At 71.9% G+C, this 22,788-nt stretch carries 15 protein-coding genes; 7 read left to right on the top strand and 8 right to left on the bottom strand.

From position 1 onward, the window contains the following. The first annotated feature begins 11 nt into the window (after nucleotides 1–11). From ACIBJG_RS17800 to ACIBJG_RS17785, 4 genes are read left to right on the top strand one after another with little or no spacing between them, the layout of a single operon-like run. Nucleotides 12–965: a phosphotriesterase gene (locus ACIBJG_RS17800; protein ID WP_399308447.1), complete on the top strand. Its 954-nt coding sequence runs from the start codon at nucleotides 12–14 to the stop codon at nucleotides 963–965. Nucleotides 966–967: 2 nt separating this feature from the next. Next, nucleotides 968–2,083, top strand: a complete 1,116-nt coding sequence (locus ACIBJG_RS17795; protein ID WP_399308446.1) for an aminotransferase class V-fold PLP-dependent enzyme — start codon at nucleotides 968–970, stop codon at nucleotides 2,081–2,083. A gap of 2 nt (nucleotides 2,084–2,085) precedes the next feature. Continuing rightward, on the top strand, nucleotides 2,086–3,252 hold the full coding sequence (locus tag ACIBJG_RS17790; protein ID WP_399308445.1) for an alanine racemase: 1,167 nt from the start codon (nucleotides 2,086–2,088) through the stop codon (nucleotides 3,250–3,252). 11 nt (nucleotides 3,253–3,263) lie between these two features. Beyond that, nucleotides 3,264–4,505 carry a phosphopentomutase gene (locus ACIBJG_RS17785; protein WP_399308444.1) on the top strand — a complete coding sequence of 414 codons (1,242 nt, stop codon included), beginning with the start codon at nucleotides 3,264–3,266 and terminating at the stop codon, nucleotides 4,503–4,505. Between the two features lie 74 nt (nucleotides 4,506–4,579). Here ACIBJG_RS17785 and ffh read toward each other — a convergent pair whose 3' ends face one another. The 5 genes from ffh to ACIBJG_RS17760 all read right to left on the bottom strand — a co-directional run bounded on the left by ffh (nucleotide 4,580) and on the right by ACIBJG_RS17760 (nucleotide 12,304). Next, a complete protein-coding gene (gene ffh / locus ACIBJG_RS17780) occupies nucleotides 4,580–6,133 on the bottom strand; it encodes a signal recognition particle protein (protein WP_399308443.1) in 1,554 nt (517 codons plus the stop codon). A 131-nt stretch (nucleotides 6,134–6,264) separates the two neighbouring features. Beyond that, nucleotides 6,265–8,718: a [protein-PII] uridylyltransferase gene (locus ACIBJG_RS17775; RefSeq protein WP_399308442.1), complete on the bottom strand. Its 2,454-nt coding sequence runs from the start codon at nucleotides 8,716–8,718 to the stop codon at nucleotides 6,265–6,267. A 31-nt stretch (nucleotides 8,719–8,749) separates the two neighbouring features. Further along, entirely contained in the window at nucleotides 8,750–9,088 is a 339-nt protein-coding gene (locus ACIBJG_RS17770; RefSeq protein WP_136330688.1) for a P-II family nitrogen regulator, read from the bottom strand. Continuing rightward, nucleotides 9,085–10,428 carry an ammonium transporter gene (locus ACIBJG_RS17765; RefSeq protein WP_399308441.1) on the bottom strand — a complete coding sequence of 448 codons (1,344 nt, stop codon included), beginning with the start codon at nucleotides 10,426–10,428 and terminating at the stop codon, nucleotides 9,085–9,087. The genes ACIBJG_RS17770 and ACIBJG_RS17765 overlap by 4 nt, the downstream gene beginning before the upstream one ends. 400 nt (nucleotides 10,429–10,828) lie before the next feature. Next, nucleotides 10,829–12,304, bottom strand: coding sequence for a hypothetical protein (locus tag ACIBJG_RS17760; protein WP_399308440.1), 1,476 nt, complete (start codon nucleotides 12,302–12,304; stop codon nucleotides 10,829–10,831). Between the two features lie 423 nt (nucleotides 12,305–12,727). Between ACIBJG_RS17760 and ACIBJG_RS17755 the strand changes: the two genes are divergently transcribed. Beyond that, nucleotides 12,728–13,387 carry a bifunctional DNA primase/polymerase gene (locus ACIBJG_RS17755; protein ID WP_399308439.1) on the top strand — a complete coding sequence of 220 codons (660 nt, stop codon included), beginning with the start codon at nucleotides 12,728–12,730 and terminating at the stop codon, nucleotides 13,385–13,387. A gap of 72 nt (nucleotides 13,388–13,459) precedes the next feature. Here ACIBJG_RS17755 and ftsY read toward each other — a convergent pair whose 3' ends face one another. Next, nucleotides 13,460–14,656: a signal recognition particle-docking protein FtsY gene (ftsY, locus tag ACIBJG_RS17750; RefSeq protein ID WP_399308438.1), complete on the bottom strand. Its 1,197-nt coding sequence runs from the start codon at nucleotides 14,654–14,656 to the stop codon at nucleotides 13,460–13,462. A gap of 113 nt (nucleotides 14,657–14,769) precedes the next feature. On the opposite strand from ftsY, the gene ACIBJG_RS17745 reads away from it, so the two are divergent. Both ACIBJG_RS17745 and ACIBJG_RS17740 read left to right on the top strand, forming a co-directional pair. Continuing rightward, entirely contained in the window at nucleotides 14,770–16,161 is a 1,392-nt protein-coding gene (locus tag ACIBJG_RS17745; RefSeq protein WP_399308437.1) for a purine-cytosine permease family protein, read from the top strand. 62 nt (nucleotides 16,162–16,223) lie between these two features. Then, entirely contained in the window at nucleotides 16,224–17,189 is a 966-nt protein-coding gene (locus ACIBJG_RS17740; protein ID WP_399308436.1) for an LLM class flavin-dependent oxidoreductase, read from the top strand. Nucleotides 17,190–17,259: 70 nt separating this feature from the next. Here the strand turns inward: ACIBJG_RS17740 and ACIBJG_RS17735 are convergent, their stop codons facing one another. Both ACIBJG_RS17735 and ACIBJG_RS17730 read right to left on the bottom strand, forming a co-directional pair. Next, complete coding sequence (locus tag ACIBJG_RS17735) at nucleotides 17,260–18,678, bottom strand: sugar porter family MFS transporter (protein ID WP_399308435.1); 1,419 nt, start codon at nucleotides 18,676–18,678, stop codon at nucleotides 17,260–17,262. 209 nt (nucleotides 18,679–18,887) lie between these two features. After that, nucleotides 18,888–22,655, bottom strand: a complete 3,768-nt coding sequence (locus ACIBJG_RS17730) for an AAA family ATPase (RefSeq protein ID WP_399308434.1) — start codon at nucleotides 22,653–22,655, stop codon at nucleotides 18,888–18,890. Between the last annotated feature and the right edge of the window lie 133 nt (nucleotides 22,656–22,788).

The following is a 22,788-nucleotide window of genomic DNA, read 5'->3' as shown; positions in this document are numbered from 1 at the left end:
GACCCCCCACGATGAACAGCCCCGCACCCACGCTGCGTACCGTCCTCGGAGATCTCGCTCCCGAGGCGGTACGCGGCCCCGCCCTGGCCCACGAACACCTCGTACTCGACCTCGACCGCCGGGGTGACGGCGCCGCCGTGCTCGCCCCCGGCCGGCACACCGCCGCCGTCACCGCCGAACTGGCCGCGCTCCGCGAGGAGTACGGACTCGCCCTCGTCGTCGAACTGACCTGCCGCGGCATGGGCCGTGATGTGCGCACCCTGGCCCGGATCTCCCGGGACGCCCAGGTCGCCGTCGTCGCCGCGACCGGCTGGTACTACGAGCCGTTCCACACCCCCGAGATCGATCGCGGCAGCGTCGAGGAACTCGCCGCCACCCTCGTCCGTGAGATCGGCGACGGCATCGACGCCACCGGCATCCGCCCCGGTGTCCTCGGCGAGATCGGCAGCCATGGGGACATCCCGACGCCGCCCGAGAGCAAGGTGCTCCGCGCGGCGGCGCGCGCCGCCCACGCCACCGGGCTCTCCGTCGCCACCCACGCCCAGCTCGGCCGCGGCGGCCTCGCCCAGCTGGAACTGCTCACCGGCGAGGGCCTGCCCCCGCACCGCATCGCGCTCGGCCACCAGGACCTGCTGGACGACCCGGCGGTGCACCGGGAGCTGGCAGCGAGCGGCGCGTACGTCGCCTTCGACACCGTCGGCAAGGACAGCTATCAGAGCGACGACACCCGGCTACGGCTGCTGCTCGCCCTCCTGGAGGCGGGGCACGCCGACCGGGCCCTGCTCAGCTGCGACATCTCCCGCCACGGCTACCTCACCTCGGAGGGCGGCCAGGGCTACGGCCACCTCTTCGGAAGCTTCCTGCCCAAGCTCCGTGCGGCAGGTGTGGACGAGAGCCTGATCGACCTGCTGACCCGCCGCAATCCGCTGCGCTTCCTCACCGGCGCGAGCGTGGAGGAGATCTGACCATGAACCCCGTACTTCCCCGGACGTTCCCGCTGCCGACCGTGGCCCCTGCCGACGCCGTCGCCCGGCAGTTCCGGCTCATCGAGGCCACCGCCCGCCACTTCGAGGGCCCGCAGCTCTTCGCCTCCGACGCCGGGGTCGTGCCCGGCCTCGGACGCCCCGCCACCACCGCCCGTGTCGAGGCCGTCCTCGCCGACTTCTTCGGTGCCGAGGACGCCGCCTTCGTCCAGGGCGCGGGCACCGGCGCGATCCGGGCCGCGCTGGGCGCTGCCGTCAGGACGGGCGACCCCCTGCTCATCCACCGCGCGCCCGTCTACCGCACCACCGAGGTCACGCTGCGCGGCATCGGCGTCCGGACCGTCGAGGCCGACTTCAACGACCCCGACGAGCTGCGCGAGGCGCTGGAGTCCGGCCGGTTCCGCTGGGCCTACGTCCAGCACACCCGGCAGCGGCTCGCCGACTCCTACGACCCCGGCGCCGTCCTCGCGGCCTGCCGGGCCGCCGGCGTCCGCACCCTCGTCGACGACAACTACGCCGTCATGCGCACCCCGGCTGCCGGGGTCGAACTGGGCGCCGACGCCTCCTGCTTCTCCCTGTTCAAGCTGCACGGCCCGGAGGGCGTCGGCATCGTCGTCGGCGCCGGCGACCTGGTCGAGCACATCCGCCGCGACAACTACTCCGGCGGCGGCCAGGTCCAGGGCCACCAGGCGCTCGACTCACTGCGCGCGCTCACCCACGTACCGCTCATGTGGTCCGTGCAGTCCCAGGTCGGCGCCGAGGTCGCCGAACGGCTGGCCGCGGGCGAGGTCCCCGGCGTCGCCGAGGTCCGGCTCGCCAACGCGCAGGACCGGTGCCTGCTAGTCCGACTCGACCGGCCCGTCGCCAGGGAACTGCCCGCCGTAGCCGCCCGCTTCGGCGCCGCCCCCTACCCCGTCGGTTCCAACTCCCGCTACGAGATCACGCCGCTCTTCTACCGGATGTCCAGCTCCGCCCTGGACGACTCCCCCGAACTGGCCGACTGGACCGTACGCATCAACCCGATGCGGGCAGGCGCGGACCTCGTCATCGAGATCCTGCGCCGCTCGCTGGCCGCGCTGAACGACGCGAAGGACCACTGACCGTGTTTCTCGACACCGTACTGACCCGCAACCCCGGGCTCGTCGAGGCCGCGGCCGCACTCCACAGCGACGGCGGGATCCCGCCCGACACCTATGTGATGGACCTGGACGCCATCGAGGCCAACGCCGCACTGCTGGCCGCCGAGGCCGGGCGGCTGGGCATCTCGCTCTGGTTCGTCGTCAAACAGCTCGGCCGCAACCCGGAGCTGATCCGGGCCATCGCCCGGCACATCCCCCGGTACGCCGCCATCGACCCGCGCGAGGCCCGCACCCTGCACGCCGCGGGCGCCCGGGCCGGCAACCTCGGACACCTCGTCCAGATCCCCCGCCGCGCCCTGGCCGAGATGCTGGCGTGGCGCCCCGAGACCGTCACCGTCTACGACCTGGACAACGCCCGCGCGGTCTCCGACGCCGCGACGCGGCTGGGGTTCGTCCAGGACCTCCTGATCCGCCTCGAAGGCGCCGAGGGCAGCGTCTACCCAGGCCAGGAGGGCGGCATCCCGCTCGCCCGGCTCGACGCCTTCGCCGACGCCGCCGAACGGCTGCCCGGAATCCGGATCGCGGGGGTGACCGCCTTCCCGTGCGTGCTGTGCGACCCGGCGACCGGGGTCCCGTACGCCACGCCCAACTTCGCCCTCGCCCTCAAGGCCCGCGAGGCACTCGCCGACCGCGGCCACCAGGACCTCAAACTGAGCGCTCCCAGCGCCACCTCGATGGCCTCCCTGCCGCTGCTCGCCGGCCTCGGCGCCACCCACGGCGAGCCGGGCCACGCGCTGACCGGCACCACCCCGCTGCACGCCCTCGACCCGGCGCAGCCCGAGACGCCCGCCTACGTGTACGTCAGCGAGGTCGCCCACACCCTGGACGACGGCCGGCCCGCCGTCTTCGGTGGCGGGTTCTACGCCCGCTCCCACATCAGGAGCGCCCTGCTGCCACGCACCGGCGCACGCCTGAACGTGCAGGACGCGCCGGCCGAGAACATCGACTACTACCGGCTGCTCGACGCCCCCGCCCCCGGACAGGACGTCCGGATCGGCGACACCGCGCTGTTCGCCTTCCGCACCCAGATCTTCGTCACCCGCTCGACCGTCGCCGTCGTCTCCGGAATCGCATCCGGTGCGCCCCGTCTGAACGGTCTGTACGACGCCCAGGGCCGGTCCCTGAGCTGAGGAGGCACCCCATGGCCAAGACCGTCATCGTCGTGATCGACGGATTCGGTATCGGCGCCATGCCCGACGCGGGCACCCCGCGCCCCGGCGATCTCACCGCCGACACCTGCGGACATGTGCTGGACCACTGCCGGGAGGCGTTCGGCCGCCCGCTGCGGCTGCCGGTGCTGGGTTCGCTCGGTCTCGGCCTGGTCCACCCGCACCCCGACCTCGCCCGGCGCACCCACCTGCCGGTCGCCGCGGGCCGGGCGGCCCTCGGCTATCCGGGCGCCGACACCTTCGCCGGCCACCAGACCATGATGGGCGCCGACTTCAGCCGGGTCACCGTCGCCCGCCTCGCCGACCACGTCGGCGAGGTGACCGCCGCCCTCGAAGAGGCCGGTCACCGGGTCGAGCTACTGGAAGGCAAGCCGCTCCTGGTCGTCGACGGCGCGGTCCTGGTCCACGACAACCTGGAGGCCGACCCGGGGATCAACTGGAACGCCTCCGGGCGGCTGGAGGACGTGCCGTTCGACGGGCCGGGCTCCATCCTCGCCGTGGCCCGTACCGTCCGCACCGTCGCCCCCGTGGCCCGCGTCATCGCGGTCGGCGGGCACGCGGACGGCCCGCTGGAGCGCTTCGTGCGGGCCGGGGAGGAGGGCACGGTCGGCCTCGACACCCCCGCCACCGGCTTCTACCGCAACGGCGGCCTCGAAGTGCAGCACCTGGGAGCCGGAATCGACCACACCCGCCAGCTCCCCGACCTGGCCGCCCACGCGGGCATCCCCGTGACCCTGGTGGGGAAGGCCGCCGACATCCTGGCCTGCGACGCCGCGACCCGGCACCCCGCCGTGGACACCGCGGACGTCCTCACGCACACCCTCGAAGCGGTACGCGCCTGTGGCGACGGCCTGGTCGTCTCCAACATCCAGGAGACCGACCTGGCGGGACACCAGCAGGACACCGAGCGCTACGGACGTCTCCTGGAACAGGTCGACGCGGGGCTGGCCGCACTCGTCGCCCTGCTCGACGCCCCCGGTGACCGCCTCATCGTGACCGGCGACCACGGCAACGACCCGACGGCCGGCCACGCCTTCCACACCCGTGAGTACGTCCCCGTCCTCATCCACCGGCCCGGCGCGGACGGCGTGGAGCTGTTGCCGGACTCGGAGAGCCTGGCGGACGTCGGCGCGACCGCCGCCGTGTCACTGTCGCTGGCCCCCGAGGGACTGGCCAACGGCCGGGAGCTGCGGACGGGCCGACGAGCGGCCTGACCCCCGCCACCCGGACATGTGTGAGGGGCGCCCGCCGGAAGCGGGCGCCCCTCACACACACGTCATCCGGACTGTCAGCCCATGAACTTCTTGAACTCGTCCGGCAGCTCGAAGCTCTTGTCGTCCTGACCGGCGGGCAGACCGAGCGCGCCGCCCTGGGCCGCCTGCTCCCGGCGGGCCGCCTCGGCCGCTTCCTCGGCCTTGCGCTTCATCGGGTTACCGCTCTTGCGCTTGCCCTTGGCCTGCTTGACCTGCTTCTTCTGCCGGCCGGGTCCGCCGCCCATGCCCGGCATCCCGGGCATCCCCGGCATGCCGCCGCCCTGCGCCATCTTCGACATCATCTTGCGGGCCTCGAAGAACCGCTCGACCAGGTTCTTCACGGCGCTGACCTCGACACCGGAGCCCTTGGCGATACGGGCCCGCCGCGAGCCGTTGATGATCGTCGGCTCGGCGCGCTCCTTCGGGGTCATCGACTTGATGATCGCGGCGGTGCGGTCGACGTCACGCTCGTCGATGTTGTTGATCTGGTCCTTGATCTGCCCCATGCCAGGCAGCATCCCGAGCAGCTTGGAGATGGAGCCCATCTTCCGGACCTGTTCCATCTGGGCCAGGAAGTCGTCGAGCGTGAAGTCCTTCCCGCCCTTGCTGGACGCCAGCTTGGAGGCCATTTGAGCGGCCTCTTCCTGGCTGAAGGTCTTCTCCGCCTGCTCGATCAGGGTGAGCAGGTCACCCATGTCGAGGATGCGGGACGCCATGCGGTCGGGGTGGAAGGCGTCGAAGTCCTCGAGCTTCTCACCGTTCGACGCGAACATGATCTGCTTGCCCGTGACGTGGGCGATCGACAGGGCCGCACCACCGCGGGCGTCACCGTCGAGCTTGGAGAGCACCACGCCGTCGAAGCCGACGCCGTCGCGGAAGGCCTCCGCGGTGTTGACCGCGTCCTGGCCGATCATCGCGTCGACGACGAAGAGGATCTCGTCCGGGTTGACGGCGTCGCGGATGTCCGCGGCCTGCTGCATCAGCTCCTGGTCGATGCCGAGGCGGCCGGCGGTGTCGACGACGACGACGTCGTACTGCTTGGTCCGGGCGAACTCGATCGAGTCCTTGGCGACCTTGACCGGGTCACCCACGCCGTTGCCCGGCTCCGGCGCGTACACCGCGACGCCTGCGCGGTCGGCGACGACACTCAGCTGGTTCACGGCGTTGGGGCGCTGGAGGTCACAGGCGACGAGCAGCGGGGAGTGGCCCTGGCCCTTGAGCCAGACGCCGAGCTTTCCCGCGAGGGTCGTCTTACCGGCACCCTGGAGACCGGCGAGCATGATCACGGTGGGCGCGGTCTTCGCGAACCGCAGCCGCCGGGTCTCGCCACCGAGGATGGAGACGAGCTCCTCGTTGACGATCTTGACGACCTGCTGGGCAGGATTCAGCGCCTGGGAGACCTCGACGCCACGCGCCCGCTCCTTCACGTTGGCGATGAAGGCCCGGACGACGGGGAGCGCGACATCCGCTTCCAGCAGGGCGATACGGATCTCGCGAGCCGTGGCGTCGATGTCCGCCTCGGACAAGCGGCCCTTGCCCCTGAGGTTCTTGAAAGTCGCGGCAAGGCGGTCGGAGAGAGTATCGAACACGGCGCTCGTCGGTCCTCAGGGTCGGGGGCGGGGGAAGGTAGTCGTCCCCCAGGGTATCCGGACGCCGGAGAACGCAAAGCCCTCGCCCGGTTTACGTGGAGGACGAGGGCCTTTTCGCGTGGTGGCCCGGCTCAGCCGAGCGCCTTCTCGATCTCCTGGGCCAGCTCCGCGGCCCGCTCCGCGGACAGCGGCTCGCCCTCCGCATCGGTGACGTAGACCGTGTCCACCGCGTTCGCCCCCAGCGTCGACACATGCGCGCTGCGTACCCGTACCGCGCTCTGTTCCAGCGCCCGGCCGATCCGGTGCAGCAGGCCCGGGGCGTCCTGGGCGCGCACCTCGATCACGGTGGCCAACTGCGAGCCCGCCGCCGCGACCGTCACCCTCGGCGGCGGGGCCTTCACACCCCGGCGCCGCGGGTAGGCGGCCTCGCGCTCGGCGAGACGGGCCCGGATGTCCAGGGAACCGTCCAGGGCGCGGACGAGGTCGGCGCGCAGCCGGGCCGCCTGGGGCAGGGAGCCGTACTCGGCCGCGACGCGCCAGCTGAGCAGCAGCAGGTCCGCACTCTCGCCCAGTTCGGTGGGGAGCTCCACGGCGCGCAGGTCGGCGGCGCGGACGGTGAGGCGGTGCAGGGCGAGGACCCCGGCGGCGGCGGGGAGGACGCCGGGCCGGTCGGGAAGGGCGATGAGGAGTTCGACGCCGACGGGCTCGGGGCCGCCGTCCTCGTGCGGAGCCTCGGACTGGGTGTGCAGGGCGAGGACGGGTTCGCCGGTGCGCAGGGCCTCGATGGCCAGGCGCTCCTGCTCGGCGCTGGGCGCCTCGGGCGCGGGTTCCTCGGGCGCCTCGCCGGCGAGGACCGCCGCGACGCGTTTGACGAGATCGGCGACGAGGGAGGCACGCCAGCTGGACCAGGCGGCGGGCCCGGTGGCGAGCGCGTCGGCCTCGGTGAGCGCGTGCAGGAGCTCCAGCGTGGACGCGGTGCCGACCGCCGTGGCGACGGAACGGACGGTGGCCGGGTCGTCCAGGTCGCGTCGGGTGGCGGTCTCGATGAGCAGCAGATGGTGGCGTACGAGGGTGGCGATGACACCCACGTCCTGCTGGTCGAAGCCGATCCGGGCGGCCATGTCGCGGGCGATGACCTCACCGGCGACGGAGTGGTCGCCGGGCCAGCCCTTGCCGATGTCGTGCAGCAGGGCTGCGACCAGCAGGAGGTCGGGGCGCCCGACGCGGCGGGTGAGCGAGGAGGCGCGGACGGCCGCCTCGACGAGGTGGCGGTCCACGGTCCAGGTGTGGACGGGGTTGCGCTGGGGCCGGCAGTGGACCCGTTCCCAGTCGGGCAGGAGCCGGGTGATGAGCCCCTCGGCTTCGAGGGCCTCCCAGACGGGCACGGTGGCCTCGCCCGCGCCGAGGAGCGTGACGAGTTCCTCCCGGGCCTCGGCCGGCCAGGGCACCGGCAGCGGCTTGGCGGATGTGGCGAGGTGACGTACGACGTGGCGGGAGAGCGGCAGCTCGGACTGGGCGGCCGCCGCGGCGGCGCGCAGGACGAGGACCGGGTCGCGCTCGGGCCGGGCGGTACGGGCGAGCACGACCTCGCCGTCGGCCTCGACGACGCCGTCGGCGAGCGGGGTGCGGTCGACGGCCGGGGCCCTGCCGCCGCCCAGCATGGCGCGCAGCCGGGGGCGCACCGAGCGGGCGCGCAGCACCCGGTTGACCTCGCGCCAGGTGACGTCGGTGGCGTACGAGACGGTGCGGGCGGCCTCGTACACCTGGCGCAGCAGAGCGTCGGCGTCGAGGAGGCCGAGGGCGGCGGCGACCTGGTCCTGTTCCTGGAGGGCGAGGCGGTCGGTGGCGCGGCCGGTGGTGAGGTGAAGGGCGTCGCGGGCGTCCAGCAGGACGCGGCGGGCCTCGGCGAGGCCCTCGCGGGGGGCGTCGGCGACCCAGGAGGCGGCGACGGCACGCAGGGCGGTGGCGTCACGCAGTCCGCCGCGGGCTTCCTTGAGGTCGGGCTCCAGGAGGAACTGGAGCTCACCCTGGCGCTCCGCCCGTTCGCGGCACAGCTCGTCGAGTGCGGGCAGGCGCTTGGGGGCCTGGTTCCGCCAGTCGGCGAGGATCGCGGTGCGCAGGGAGGCGACGAGTCCGAGGTCCCCGGCGACGGGACGGGCGTCGAGGAGGCCGAGCTGGACCTTGAGGTCCTCGCCGGCGGTCTTCCGGGCCTCGGCGGGGGTGCGTACGGAGTGGTCGAGGGCGAGGCCCAGGTCCCAGACGGGGTACCAGACGCGGTCGGCGAGGGCGGCGACCGCTCCGGCGTCGGCGGTGCCGTCGTGCAGGAGCAGGAGGTCGAGGTCGCTGCGCGGGGAGAGCTCGCCGCGGCCGTAGCCGCCGACGGCGACAAGGGCGGCGCCCCGGACTCCGGCGTGTTCGGCCGCTGCGGTGAAGAGGGCGGTCAGCCACTCGTCGGTGAGCGTGGCGAGGGCCGCACGGCGCGGCGGCCCGGACTGCGCCTTCTCCTGGAGAAGGCGCAGCCGGGCCGCCGCGTAGCCGCTGGGTCCCGAGTCCTCGGATTCGGTGGTCACTTCGGTGCTCGTCACCCAGCTGCCTTTCCGTGTGCGGAACAGTCGGTCAGAGTGCGTCCGGGCCGCGTTCACCGGTACGTACCCGGATCGCGGTCTCGACGGGGACGCTCCAGACCTTGCCGTCACCGATCTTGCCGGTCCGGGCGGCCTTCACGACGACGTCGATGAGCTGTTCGGAGTCCTCGTCCTCGACGAGGACCTCGATGCGGATCTTCGGGACGAGGTCGACGGTGTACTCGGCGCCCCGGTAGACCTCGGTGTGGCCGCGCTGACGCCCGTAGCCGCTGGCCTCCGTGACCGTGAGGCCCTGGACGCCGAAGGCCTGGAGGGCCTCCTTGATCTCGTCAAGCCGGTGGGGCTTCACGACTGCGGTGATGAGCTTCATGCGTCCACCTTCTTGTTCGTCGGGGCTGCCGTGGTGCCGGTCGTGGTGCGCGGGGCGGCACCGCCGCCGGCGCCGCTGAAGTCGTACGCCGTCTCGGCGTGTTCGACCTGGTCGATGCCGGAGACCTCGTCGTCCTCCTCGACCCGCATCCCGATCGTCCTGTCGAGCAGGAAGGCGAGGAGGGCGGAGACGACCAGAGAGTACGCGAGGACCGCGAAGACGCCCACGGCCTGCTTGCCCAGCTGGTCGAGCCCGCCGCCGTAGAAGAGGCCCTTGGCGTCGGACTGGACTCCGCCGGTGGCGAAGAAGCCGATGAGGAGGGATCCGGCGATACCGCCGACGAGGTGGACGCCGACGACGTCCAGGGAGTCGTCGTATCCGAACCGGTACTTGAGGCCGACGGCCATGGCGCACAGCACACCGGCGATGGCTCCGACGGCGATGGCTCCGAGCGGGCTGACCGCGCCGCCTGCCGGGGTGATGGCGACGAGTCCGGCGACGGCGCCGGATGCGGCGCCGAGGGTGGTGAAGGAGCCGTGGCGGAGCTTCTCGTAGCCGAGCCAGGCGAGCATCGCGGCGGCGGTGGCGACCTGGGTGTTGACGAACATGACCGCGCCGACACCGTCGTCGTTGCCGAGCCACGAGCCGGCGTTGAAGCCGAACCAGCCGAACCAGAGGAGCCCGGCACCGAGCATGACGAGCGGCAGGCTGTGCGGCCGCATCGGGTCCTTCTTGAAGCCGACGCGCTTGCCGATGACGAGGATCACGCCGAGGGCCGCGGCACCCGCGTTGATGTGGACGGCCGTACCACCGGCGAAGTCGATGACGCCCAGCTCGAAGAGCCAGCCGCCCGCACCCCAGACCCAGTGGGCGACCGGGAAGTAGACGACGGTGACCCAGAGGGTGATGAAGAGCGCCCACGAGGTGAACTTGACCCGGTCGGCGAGGGCACCGCTTATCAGGGCCGGGGTGAGCACGGCGAACATCAGCTGGAAGACGGCGAAGACGTACACCGGGATGGTGTAGCCGTCCCAGAGTTCCGTGACGCCGATCCCGCTGAGGCCGACGAAGTCCTGGCTCCATCCGATGACCGAGCCGGCGTCGGTGCCGAAGGCGAGGCTGAATCCGTAGAGCACCCACAGGATCGTGACGATCCCGAGGCTGATGAAGCTCATCATCAGCATGTTGAGGGTGCTCTTGACGCGGACCATGCCTCCGTAGAAGAAGGCCAGGGCCGGGGTCATGAGCATCACCAGGGCCGAGCAGATGAGCATGAACCCGGTGTTGGCGGCAGACAGCGTCGGGGCGTCTGCTGCAAGCGTCGTGATGCCTGGGGGCATCGGCGTCTCCTCGTCGTCGGTGCGGCCGCGTGCGGGCGATGGGGGAGCAACCACGTGCGGGACCACTGGGGAAAAGGTGCGGGCCGGTTGGACCGCCCTCCACCTGCCGGTCGGTCCTTATGCGCCATGAGATTCGCCCAGCGCGGTTTCGGCCGATGCCGCACGATGTTTCGCCGCAGTGACTAAGAGGACCGCCGTGTTACGTCCCCATGAACCGCCCGTGCCGTACCCACGCTCGGGCCTACTCTGCGGCCGGAGCCGCATACGGTGCGGTTACGACGCTCCGGCAGGGGAACGACCACACGAACCGGCCACGACAACCACCCACTGACCAGGCAATCGGGGGAGCCGAAGTCGGTCCGTGCGGGGTGGCCGTCGTGGCCGGGGTATGAGGTACCGCTCAGACCGCTTCGGCGGTCTCGGGCAGTTGTTCGGTGAGGAGATCGGTGAGCCGGGCGACCTCGGGAATGTCCCCGAAGTCCCTGGCAGCGGTGTCGACGGTCTTGCGCAGCCGGGTGTTGACGCGCTCCGAGCGGACCTTCCTGGCGACGCGCAGCGCCTTCTCGGCCAGCACGGTGGACTCCTCGGGCTCGCGCTTGAGGAGGTGGACGGTGGCGAGGCCGACCAGATTGAGCGCGTACGACCGCTGGTGCTCGTCGTCCTCGCCGAAGAGCTCGACCGCCCTGCGCATGACCGGTTCGGCGAGCGAGGCGTACGTGGGGCTGCGGCCGGCCACATAGGCCAGGTCGCGGTAGGAGTGGGAGTTCTCTCCGTTGAGCTCGGCCTCGGAGAAGAAGCGGATCCAGTCGGGCTCGGGCTCACCGTCGATCCCCGCGTCCAGGAAGGTGTCCTCGGCCATCCGGACGGCCCGCTTGCACTTGCTGGGCTGGCCCATGTTGGCGTAGGCGCGGGCCTCCATCGCATACAGCATGGCCTGGGTCCGCGCGGTGGCGCAGTCGCGGCTGCCGTACTGCGCGAGGTGGATGAGTTCGAGGGCGTCGTCGGGCCGGCCGAGGTGGATCATCTGGCGGCTCATGCTGGACAGGACGTACGAGCCGAGCGGCTTGTCGCCGGCCTCCTTGGAGGCGTGCAGGGCGAGCACGAAGTACTTCTGCGCGGTGGGCTGGAGGCCGACGTCGTAACTCATCCAGCCCGCCAGCTCGGCGAGTTCGGCGGCGCAGCGGAACAGGCGCTTGGCGGTGGCGGCCGGCTGCGGTTCCTGCAGCAGGTCGGTGACCTCGTGGAGCTGGCCGACGACGGCCTTGCGGCGTAGTCCGCCGCCGCACTGGGCGTCCCACTGGCGGAACATCGCGGTGGTGGATTCCAGCAGATCGAGCTCGGGTCCGGAGAGCCGGGACGGGCGGCGGGCTGAGGCGGCCGACTCCGGCTCGACGGATCCGGTGGAGACGACGGGCACCAGCCAGCGCTGCATGGGCTCGATGAGGGCGGGTCCGGCGGCGAGCGCGAGTGAGCTGCCGAGGAATCCGCGGCGGGCGAGCATCAGGTCGCTGCGGGAGAACTCGCTGAGCAGGGCGACGGTCTGGGGTCCGGCCCAGGGCAGGTCGACGCCGGCCACGGAGGGTGCCTGGTGGGCGGCGCGCAGCCCCAGGTCCTCGACGGCGACGACGGAACCGAAGCGCTCGGAGAACAGCTCGGACAGGATGCGCGGGATCGGTTCGCGCGGCTGCTCACCGTCGAGCCAGCGCCGCACCCGTGAGGTGTCGGTGCTGATGTGGTGGGCGCCCATCTGACGCGCTCTGCGGTTCACCTGCCGGGCGAGCTCGCCCTTCGACCATCCGCTGCGCACGAACCATGATCCCAATTGCCCGTTGGGGCGCTTGCCGGCATTCGAATCGCCTGCGCCACTGCCACTCACTGGAACGCCCCCATCCGCCGAATACTGTCGCGCGAACCTCTATCAGAATGCCGCGAACCGATGCTGCCCGTATGCACGTTGCCCGCCATCGAACAGAAAATCGAGTTGCCTCCGGCATACCCATGGACGCACATACTTCCATGGTTCGTGTACCGACGGTAATCCTACGATCACCCCCTCGGCGAGGGCGTTTACAGAAACGCCACCATTCGCCACCCCTTCGAATGAACGCCACCACGGCCGGGCGCGATTCACTTGACAGACAGCGACCGACGGTAGGCGCAGAGAAGCACTCGGGGGCGCGCGCGGGGCCTCGCACCCCGGGGGCGCACCCCGCGCTCACGCCGGTCGCCAGGGACGACGGAGTGTCATGACGACGCTGCGATTCGTCACCACCGGCGCGTTGGACCCGTTGGAGGGGGCATGGGCTTCACGATCGGCGGCATCCGCGAGATGCGGTCCGGAGCACGGCGCCGCGGCCGTGCGGCCGAGGGCACCGCGGTGGCCGAGTACACGGGACTGTGGGGCTGGGCGGTCGTGCCCGGCGCACGCGCCGCGGACGGCAACTGCTCGTGCGGGAAAGCGGGTTGCCCCTCCCCCGGTGCGCATCCGCTGGACTTCGCGCGGGAGGTTCCCGCCGGGGCGACGCTCGACACGGCGGCACGCGCGTGGGCCGAGGTGCCCGGTGCGGCGATGCTACTGCCGGTGGGCCGCAGCTTCGATGTGCTCGACGTCGCGGAGCAGGCCGGGCGCCGGGCGCTCGTGCGGATGGAACGGATGGGGCTGGAGCTGGGCCCGGTGGCGGTGACACCGGCCGGCCGGGCGCAGTTCTTCGTCGCGCCCGGAGCGGCCGCCGAACTCCCCCGGCTGCTGTACCGGATGGGCTGGGACGACATGGCCCTGGACCTGCGGGCGCTCGGCGCCGGCTCCCACATCACCGCGCCGCCGTCGGACCAGGGCGGCCTCGGCCCGGTCCGCTGGCTGCGCCCGCCGGCCCTGGACACCGCGGCGGCACCCCCGCAGGCGCGGCTGCTGCTGGGCACGCTGGCGTACATCTGCCACCGGCTGGCCCCCTGCGGCTGAGCGGCCGCAGCGAGGAGCCCGGCCGCGCGGTGCGTGCGGCCGGGCTCCTCGCTGTAGCTGTACGGAGGGGGTTCAGTCCCCGATCAGGGCGTCCACGAACGCCTCCGGCTCGAACGGGGCCAGGTCGTCCGGCCCCTCGCCGAGCCCGACCAGCTTCACCGGTACGCCCAGTTCGCGCTGGACGGCGATGACGATGCCGCCCTTGGCGGTGCCGTCGAGCTTGGTGAGCACGATGCCGGTGATGTCGACGACCTCGGCGAACACCCGTGCCTGCACCAGGCCGTTCTGGCCGGTGGTGGCGTCGAGGACGAGCAGGATCTCGTCGAGCGGCCCGTGCTTCTCGACGACCCGCTTGACCTTGCCGAGCTCGTCCATCAGCCCGGTCTTGGTGTGCAGCCGGCCCGCCGTGTCGATGAGCACGACGTCGGCGCCCTCGGCGATGCCTTCCTTCACGGCGTCGAAGGCGATCGACGCCGGGTCGCCGCCCTCGGGTCCGCGCACGGTGCGGGCACCGACGCGCTCGCCCCAGGTCTGGAGCTGATCGGCGGCGGCGGCACGGAAGGTGTCGGCCGCGCCGAGCACGACGCTGCGACCGTCGGCCACGAGCACCCGGGCCAGCTTGCCGGTGGTGGTGGTCTTGCCGGTGCCGTTGACGCCGACGACCATCACGACGCCGGGAGTCTCGGCGCCGCCCTCCGTCTTGACCTCACGGTCGAAGTCGGTGCCGAGCAGGGTGAGGAGCTCCTCGCGCAGCAGCTTGCGCAGCTCGTCGGGGGTCCGGGTGCCGAGGACGCGGACGCGCTCCCGGAGCCGTTCGACCAGTTCCTGGGTGGGAGCGACGCCGACGTCGGCGGTGAGGAGGGTGTCCTCGATCTCCTCCCAGGTGTCCTCGTCGAGGTTGTCCCGGGACAGGAGCGTGAGCAGCCCCTTGCCGAGGGAGTTCTGCGAGCGGGCGAGCCGGGCACGCAGCCGTACGAGACGGCCGGCGGTGGGCTCGGGGACGTCCAGCGCGGGGGCCGCGGGCGTCTCCGGTTCGACGGCTTCCGGGGCCTCCTCGGGCGGGAGGCCGACCTCCTCGATGGTGCGGCGCGAAGCGTCGCGCGGCGTCTCGGCCTCCTCGCCGACATGGGGCTCGGCGGGAGGAGTGATGGTCGGCGTGCTCGACGGTGCCGGGGGCAGCTGCTTCTTCTTGCGGCTGCTGACCACGAGCCCGCTGATCACGCCGACCGCGACCAGGGCGATGACTACAGCAAGGATGACGAATTCCATAACCCCCCCAGTATCGGTCACGTGTGGCGCCGTGCGGGGGATGCGCGGTCCCGCGAGGGGCCGAGTGCGCGGGCCGTTACGCACCGTATGCCGGTAAAGGTACGATCCTGGCCGTGGAGACCCGTGGGCTTGACCCCGTGCCCGACAGCGAGCGCACCGGCCGGGTCCGGGCCCTGTTCCCCACCTGGGCGGCCGCCAACATGACCGTGCTGCTGCTCACCATCGGGGCGGGGCTCATCGTCTTCGACGGGCTGAGTTTCTGGCAGGTGCTGGTCGTCGCGGTCGTGGCGCCGGCCGTCTCGTTCGGCCTGGTCGGCCTGATCTCGGTGGCGGGGCGCAGCGGCGGCGCCCCCGGCATGGCGCTCTCGCGGGCCGTCTTCGGCCAGCGGGGCAATCTGGCGCCCGGTGCACTGATCTGGGTGGCCCGCTGGGGCTGGGAGACGGTGAACGCGGTCACCGGCACGTACGCCCTGCTGGCGGTGCTCGACCTGCTCTTCGGTGTGCGGAGCACCGCGACGCTCATCATGGTGACGCTGCTCGCCTTCGTGGCGAGCAGCTTCCTGCTGTCGGGACTGGGCATGCGGGCGCTGCGGCTGTGCTGCACCTGGTCCGCGTACCTCTTCGGCGGGTTCAGCGTCCTGGTCCTGGTGCACCTGGCCGGGGCGACGGCCTGGCCGGCGGTACTGGACCGGCCGGCCGGGCCGACGTCGGCGATGATCGCGGGGATCGGCACCCTGGCGGCCGGCGGCATCAGCTGGGCACCCACGGGGCCGGACTTCACCCGCTATCTGCCGCGCACCGCGTCCGGGCGGGCGATGGTCGCGGCGGCCATGGGCGGCGCGGGAATCGTGTTTCTGCCGATGGTCATGGTGGGGGCGGTGATGGCGGTCGGCACGCCGGGCCTCGCCGTCACCCGTGATCCGGTCTCGTTCATCGGTGTGCTGCTGCCCGACTGGATCTCGGTTCCGTATCTGGCCGTCGCCGTGCTCGGCATGGTGCTGATCAACGCCATGTCGATGTATTCGGCCGGATTCACCGCGCAGACGCTGGGATTCATGATCCCGCGCGCCTGGGCCGTCGGGGTGAATGCCGCGATCAGTCTGTTCCTGGGATCGCTGCTGATGCTGGTGGCGAGCAGTTTCGTCGATTCGTTCGTCTCCTTTCTGAATCTGCTCGCGGTGACGTTCTCGGCATGGATCGGCGTCTTCGGCGTGGATCAGCTGCGGGGACGCGCGTACGACCCGGTGGCACTCATGGACACCACGCCCACCAGCGCCTACTGGTACACGGGCGGATTCGCCTGGACAGCCGTGGCGGCCTGGGCGGCGGGGCTGGTGACGGGGCTGCTGTTCACCGGGGTGGAGTGGTTCACCGGCCCGCTCGCGACGACCTGGACCGGTCGCAACGGGCTCGGCTGGGCGGCCACGATCATCGTCTCGGGCGGTCTGTACGCGGTGCTGCCGCGGTCCGCCGTACGGCGCCGGACCACACCCCTACACTTCTGACGCTGCGTCAGCTAAGGTCCGGCCTCGCCCAGCCCGCCCGGCAGGACCCAGGGGGACAGCTCATGGCCTTCACCGTCGTCCGTTTCAACCTCGTCGACCCCGACGCCACCCCGGGGCCCCTCTCGGCCCGCTACCGTGCGGCGCTGGACATGGCCGCGTACGCCGACGAGAACGGCGTCGACACGGTGCAGACCGAGGAGCACCACGGCGCCGCCAACTCCTGGCTGCCGTCCCCCTTCGTCCTCGCCGGGGCCGTGTTCGGGGCCACCCGCCGGATCGCCGTCACGGTCTCCGCGGTCATCGGGCCGTTGCACGACCCGCTGCGACTGGCCGAGGACATCGCGGTGCTCGACCTGCTGAGTGCGGGCCGGCTGGTCACGGTCGCGGGGATCGGCTACCGGCCCGAGGAGTACGAGCGGGCGGGCGTCGAGTGGGGCAGGCGCGGCCGGCTCCAGGACGAGGTGCTGGAGACGCTGTTGCAGGCGTGGACCGGGGAGCCGTTCGAATTCCGGGGCCGTACGGTCACGGTCACCCCGCGGCCGTACACCCGCCCGCACCCGCTGCTGCTGGTGGGCGGCAGCTCGCGGGCCGCGGCGCGGCGGGCGGCCCGGCTGGGGCTGCCGCTGTTCCCGAGCGCGCATCTGCCGGAGTTGGAGGCGTACTACCACGAGCAGCGCGCGCAGCACGGCACGGAGGGCTTCTGCATGATGCCCGCGGCCGAGACGCCGTTGCTGCATGTGTCCGAGGACCCGGACCGGACGTGGGCGGAGTACGGGGAGCACTTCCTGCACGAGGCCCGTACGTACGCCTCCTGGCAGTCCAAGGACATCCGCTCGGCCGTCCGCTCGGCGGCGACGACGGTGGCGGAACTCCGGGACGAGGGCGTCTACCGGATCGTCACGCCGGAGCAGTGCGCGGCTCTCGCCGGGGAGCTGGACAGCCTGGTGCTGCACCCGCTGTGCGGCGGCATGCCGGTCGAGGAGGGGTGGCGCAGCCTGCGGCTGTTCTGCGGGGCGCTCGGGGGGTGAGGCGCGCGTACGGCCCCGGTTCGCGGGTGCGAGCCGGGGCCGTAAGGATTTCGAGGAGGGGCAGCGGGGACTAACCCATCTCCTCCAGCGTCTTGCCCTTGGTCTCCTTGACGAACTTGATGACGAAGGGGATCGAGAGCGTGGCGAAGCAGGCGTAGATGATGTACGTGCCCGACAGGTTCCAGTCGGCGAGGCTCGGGAAGCTCGCGGTGATCGCCCAGTTGGCGATCCACTGCGCGGAGGCGGCGACGCCGAGTGCGGCGGCGCGGATCCGGTTCGGGAACATCTCGCCGAGGAAGACCCAGACCACGACGCCCCACGAGAGGGCGAAGAAGAGCACGAAGACGTGGGCGGCGACGAGGGCGACCACGCCCTGGGTGTTGGGGAGTTTGCCGTCGACCAGCGCGGCGGAGAAGGCCCACGCCTCGAAGGCGAGGGCGATGGCCATGCCGCAGGAGCCGACGAGGGCCAGCGGGCGGCGGCCAACCCGGTCCACCAGGATCATCGCGATCACCGTACCGATGATGTTGATGATCGAGGTCGTGAACGAGTAGAAGAACGAGGCGGTCGGGTCGATGCCGACCGACTGCCACAGTGTCGCCGAGTAGTAGAACGCCACGTTGATGCCGACGAGCTGCTGGAACACCGAGAGGCCGATACCGACCCAGACGATGGGCAGGAAGCCGAAGCGGCTGCCCAGCAGGTCCTTGAAACTCGACTTGTGCTCGCGGTGCATCGCGGTCTCGATCTCGGCGACCCGGGCGTCGAAGTCGATGTTCTCGCCCTCGACCTCTTTGAGGATCTGCCGGGCCCGGTCCTTCTTGCCGACGGAGATCAAGAAGCGCGGCGACTCGGGGATCGCGAACGAGAGGAGCCCGTAGAGAATCGCGGGCACGACCATCACACCGAGCATCCACTGCCAGGCTTCCAGCCCGCCGATCTTGCCGCGCTGGTCGCCGTCGGCGATCTGCAGGATGCCGTAGTTGACCAGCTGGGAGATGGCGATGCCGATGACGATCGCCGCCTGCTGGAAGGAGCCGAGCCGGCCGCGGTAGGCGGGCGGGGAGACCTCGGCGATGTACGCCGGGCCGATCACCGACGCCATGCCGATGGCGAAGCCGCCGATGATGCGCCACATCGCCAGGTCCCAGAGCGCGAAGGGGAGCGCGGAACCCACGGCGCTGATGGTGAAGAGCACCGAGGCGATCTGCATGCAGCGGATGCGGCCGATGCGGTCGGCGATCCGCCCGGCCGTGGCGGCGCCGATCGCACAGCCGATCAGGGCGATGGCGATGACCTGGGCGAGCGTGCCGGAGCCGATGTCGTACCGGCTGCGGATCGCTTCGACCGCGCCGTTGATCACGGAGCTGTCGTAGCCGAAGAGGAAGCCACCCATAGCGGCCGCGGCAGTGATGAAGATGACATGGCCGATGTGGTCCGGATGGGCCGTCCGGGCTCCGGACTCTGGTCCCTGCGGTGTGCTGGTCACATGAACTCCTGGGGCCTGGGCGCAACGTCAGGCGTGGGGGGTGAACCCTCCCAGTGGCGCATAACTTCAGTCCTGCCACCACATGAAGACAAAAACGATGTTTCAGAGACTATGCGTTCAACTTCTGAAGTCGATGTCAGGGTCAGGGCCCGCATATACCCAGGATTGCCCGCATCAGCATGTTGGAGTCTTGAAGATTACGTAAAGGCTCAGCGCAGCCGCTGGCTGATCACCTTGGAGACGCCGTCGCCCTGCATCGAGACGCCGTACAGCGCGTCGGCGACCTCCATCGTCCGCTTCTGGTGCGTGATCACGATGAGCTGGGAGCTCTCCTGGAGCTCCTCCATGATCCGGATCAGCCGCTGCAGATTGGTGTCGTCGAGCGCCGCCTCGACCTCGTCCATCACATAGAACGGACTCGGCCTGGCCTTGAAGATCGCGACCAGCAACGCCACCGCCGTCAGGGACCTTTCGCCGCCCGACAGCAGGGAGAGCCGCTTGACCTTCTTGCCCGGCGGCCGGGCCTCGACGTCCACACCGGTCGCCAGCATGTTGTCCGGATCGGTCAGGACGAGCCGCCCCTCACCACCCGGGAAGAGCCGTGAGAAGACCCCCTCGAACTCCCTGGCCGTGTCCCGGTACGCCTCGGTGAAGACCTGCTCGACCCGCTCGTCGACCTCCTTGATGACCTGCATCAGATCGGCCCGGGTCTTCTTCAGGTCCTCCAACTGCTCGGAGAGGAACTTGTGCCGCTCCTCAAGCGCCGAGAACTCCTCAAGGGCGAGCGGATTCACCTTCCCGAGTTGCTGGTACGCCCGTTCGGCCGACTTCAGCCGCTTCTCCTGCTCGGCCCGGACGAACGGCTTCGGCTGGTTGCGGGGGTGCTCCGGATCCTCCGGCAGCTCCTCCCCGTCGGCCGCGGGGGACGGCGGGACGAGCTGGTCGGGACCGTACTCCGCCGCCAGACCGGCCGGCTCCACGCCGAGCTCCTCCAGGGCCTTCGCCTCCAGCTGCTCTATCCGCAGCCGCTTCTCGGCACCGAGCACCTCCCCCCGGTGGACCGAGTCCGTCAGCTTGTCGAGCTCGCCCTTGAGCTCGCGGCCCCGGTGACGTTCGGCCGCGAGCTCCCGCTCCCGCTCGGCCTTCGACGCCTCGGCGGCGCCCCTCTCCTCCTCCGCCCGCACGACCGACACCTCGACGTGGGCGAGCAGCTGGCGGGCGCCGGACGCGACGGCCGAGGCCACCGCGGCCTCGTGGCGCAGCCGGGCGCGGCGCTGCTCGACGCGGGCACGGGCCTCACGTTCGGCGCGGGCGCCCCGGTCCAGGGAATCGGCGCGGCCTGCGAGGGCCTTGACCCGTTCCTCGTGGGTACGGACCTGGAGCCGGGCCTCCATCTCGGTCTGGCGGGCGTTGGCACCGTCGGCGGCCAGCCGGTCGCGCACGGCGGTGTCCGGCTCCTCGTCCGCCCCCTCCTCAGCCGCCTCCTCGGCCACCAGCAGCCGCTCGGCGAGCTCTTCGGCCTCCTCCGTCGCCCGCTCCAGGGCCTCCTGGGCGCGGGCGGCGGACGCGGTCATCCGCTCGGCCTCACCGGCCGCCCCGCGCGCCTGGCCTGCCAGCCGGCCGAGCTGCTGGGCCACGCCGGACTTCTCCCGCTCCGCGGTCCGGCGGCGCTCCCCCAGCTCCTCGACGAGCGCCGCGCAGTCACCGCGCCGCTGTGCCGCGTCCCGCTGCGTCCCGGCCAGCTCCGTGCACCGCACGGCGAGCCCGGCCAGCTCCGCCGCCGCCTCGTCCACGGACGCCTGGACTTCCAGGAGGCTGGGCGCCCCCGCCGAGCCGCCGTGCGCGAAGTGCGCCGAGAGCACGTCCCCCTCGCCGGTCACCGCCGTCAGCTCCGGGTGGGCGGCGACCAGGTCCTCGGCGTCCTCCAGCGTTCCGACGACCACCATGCCCCGGACCAGCCTGCGGACCGCGGCCATCAGTCCGACGGGACCGCTGACGAGATCTGCGACGGCAGGGGCGCCCCGGCCGCCGCCCGGAACCAGCGCGGTCAGCTGTCCGGCGGGCTCGGCGTCGGTCTCCGTCCCGCTCCCTGCGCGGGCCGGTCCGCCGGGAGTGAGGGGCTCGGTGGCCTCCGGCACCCGGGGTGCGGGGCCGGACTGCGCGCCCTGCCCGGGGACATGGGCGGCACCGGGCGGCGACGCAGGGTGCGGCTCCGGTCCCTGTCCGGGTACGTGCCCCACGGCACCCGATCCGCCGGGCGCGCCGCCGAGCAGCAGGGACGCGCGTCCCGCGTCCTGCTTGCGCAGCAGCCGGATCGCCTCCGCGGCCGCACCCGGGTCCGTCGCCGCCACGGCGTCCGCCGCCGCGCCCAGGGCCGCAGCCACCGCGATCTCGTGTCCCGGCGCCACGGTGAGCAGTTCCGCAGCCGGTCCGAGCAGACCCGTCAACCGGTCCCGGGCGCCCAGCAGCACACCGGTGCCGTCCTTCCGGCGCAGCCCGAGGGCCAGCGCGTCATGGCGGGCCGCGACCGCCGCGCGCTTGCGTTCGGCGGCGGTGAGGTCCTCGCGCGCGGCGGAGAGCGCCCCCTCCGCCTCCGTCAGCTCGCGCCGGGCGGCCTCGTGGCGCTCGCCGAGTTCCGCGTCCCCGGCGTCCAGGCCGTCGACCTCGGCCTTCAGCTGCTCGTACTCCTCCTGGGCCCGGGCAGCCCGCTCCCGCGCCTCGTCGCGTGAGGCGGCCAGCCGGTCGATCTCCGACTGCGCCGAACCGGCGCGGCTGCGGGCCGCGTTGACCTGGCCGTTCAGCCGGGCGAGCCCTTCGCGGCGGTCCGCGAGCGCGCGGGCCGCGTCCTTGAGCCTGCGTTCCTCGGCCGCCAGTTCCCGTTCCAGTTCGGCGCGGTGGGACGCCGTGTCCTCCAGGGCGTGCTCCGCCGCCTCCAGTGCCGCGGTCAGCTCCGCCTCCTGCTCGCGGATCCGGGCCGCCTCGCGCTCCATGTCCTCGGGGTCGCGTCCGCGCCGCTCCTCGTCGGGCGGCGCGGTGGCGCTCTTCACCCGGGCGTCGGCGAGCGAGATCGTGCCGCGTACGCGTTCGGCCAGCTGCGAGAGTTCGTACCAGGTCTGCTGGGCCCGCTGGAGCCGGGGCGTCAGCCGCCTTACCTCGCCCTCCAGTTCGGCCTCGCGCGCGAGGGCCGCCTTCAGTTCCGTCTCGGCTGCCTCGCGGCGCTGCTTCAGCTCCGCCTCGTCGGCGATCTCGCTGCGCAGCGCGGTGTGCAACCGGACCAGGTCGTCGGCGAGGAGGCGCAATCGGGCGTCGCGCAGATCGGCCTGGATGACGGCGGCCCGGCGGGCCACCGCCGCCTGCCTGCCGAGCGGTTTCAGCTGCCGCCGCAGTTCGTCGGTGAGATCCTGCACGCGGGCCAGGTTCGCCCCCATCGCGTCCAGCTTCCGGAGCGCCTTCTCCTTGCGCTTGCGGTGCTTGAGGACGCCCGCGGCCTCCTCGATGAAGGCGCGGCGCCCCATCGGGTCCGCGTGGAGTACGGAATCGAGCTGCCCCTGGCCGACGATGACATGCATCTCCCGGCCGATACCGGAGTCGGAGAGGAGTTCCTGGATGTCCAGCAGCCGGCAGGTGTCACCATTGATCTGGTATTCGCTGCCGCCGTTGCGGAACATGATCCGAGTGATCGTCACTTCGGCGTACTCGATGGGCAGTGCGCCGTCGGAATTGTCGATGGTCAGCGAGACTTCCGCCCGGCCGAGCGGCGGCCGCCCGGTGGTACCGGCGAAGATCACGTCTTCCATCTTGCCGCCGCGCAGGGATTTGGCACCCTGCTCCCCCATGACCCAGGAGAGCGCGTCCACGACATTGGACTTGCCCGACCCATTGGGGCCGACCACGCAGGTGATCCCGGGTTCGAACCGCAGGGTGGTGGCGGAGGCGAACGATTTGAAACCACGCAGGGTCAGGGCCTTGAGATGCACGCCGCCGGACTCTACCTTTCGCTCTCGGTTTCGCTGATGAAGGTGCAGGGCACATCAGACGGTAAGGGAAGGGGTGTACGTCCGGGGCGGGACGGGCGCAGTCCGGAGGGGAAAAGAAAGAAGGGACGCCGAA

The organism is Streptomyces sp. NPDC050422, assembly GCF_044458665.1.
Taxonomy (GTDB): domain Bacteria; phylum Actinomycetota; class Actinomycetes; order Streptomycetales; family Streptomycetaceae; genus Streptomyces.
This window is presented reverse-complemented; position numbering and strand designations above follow the sequence as displayed.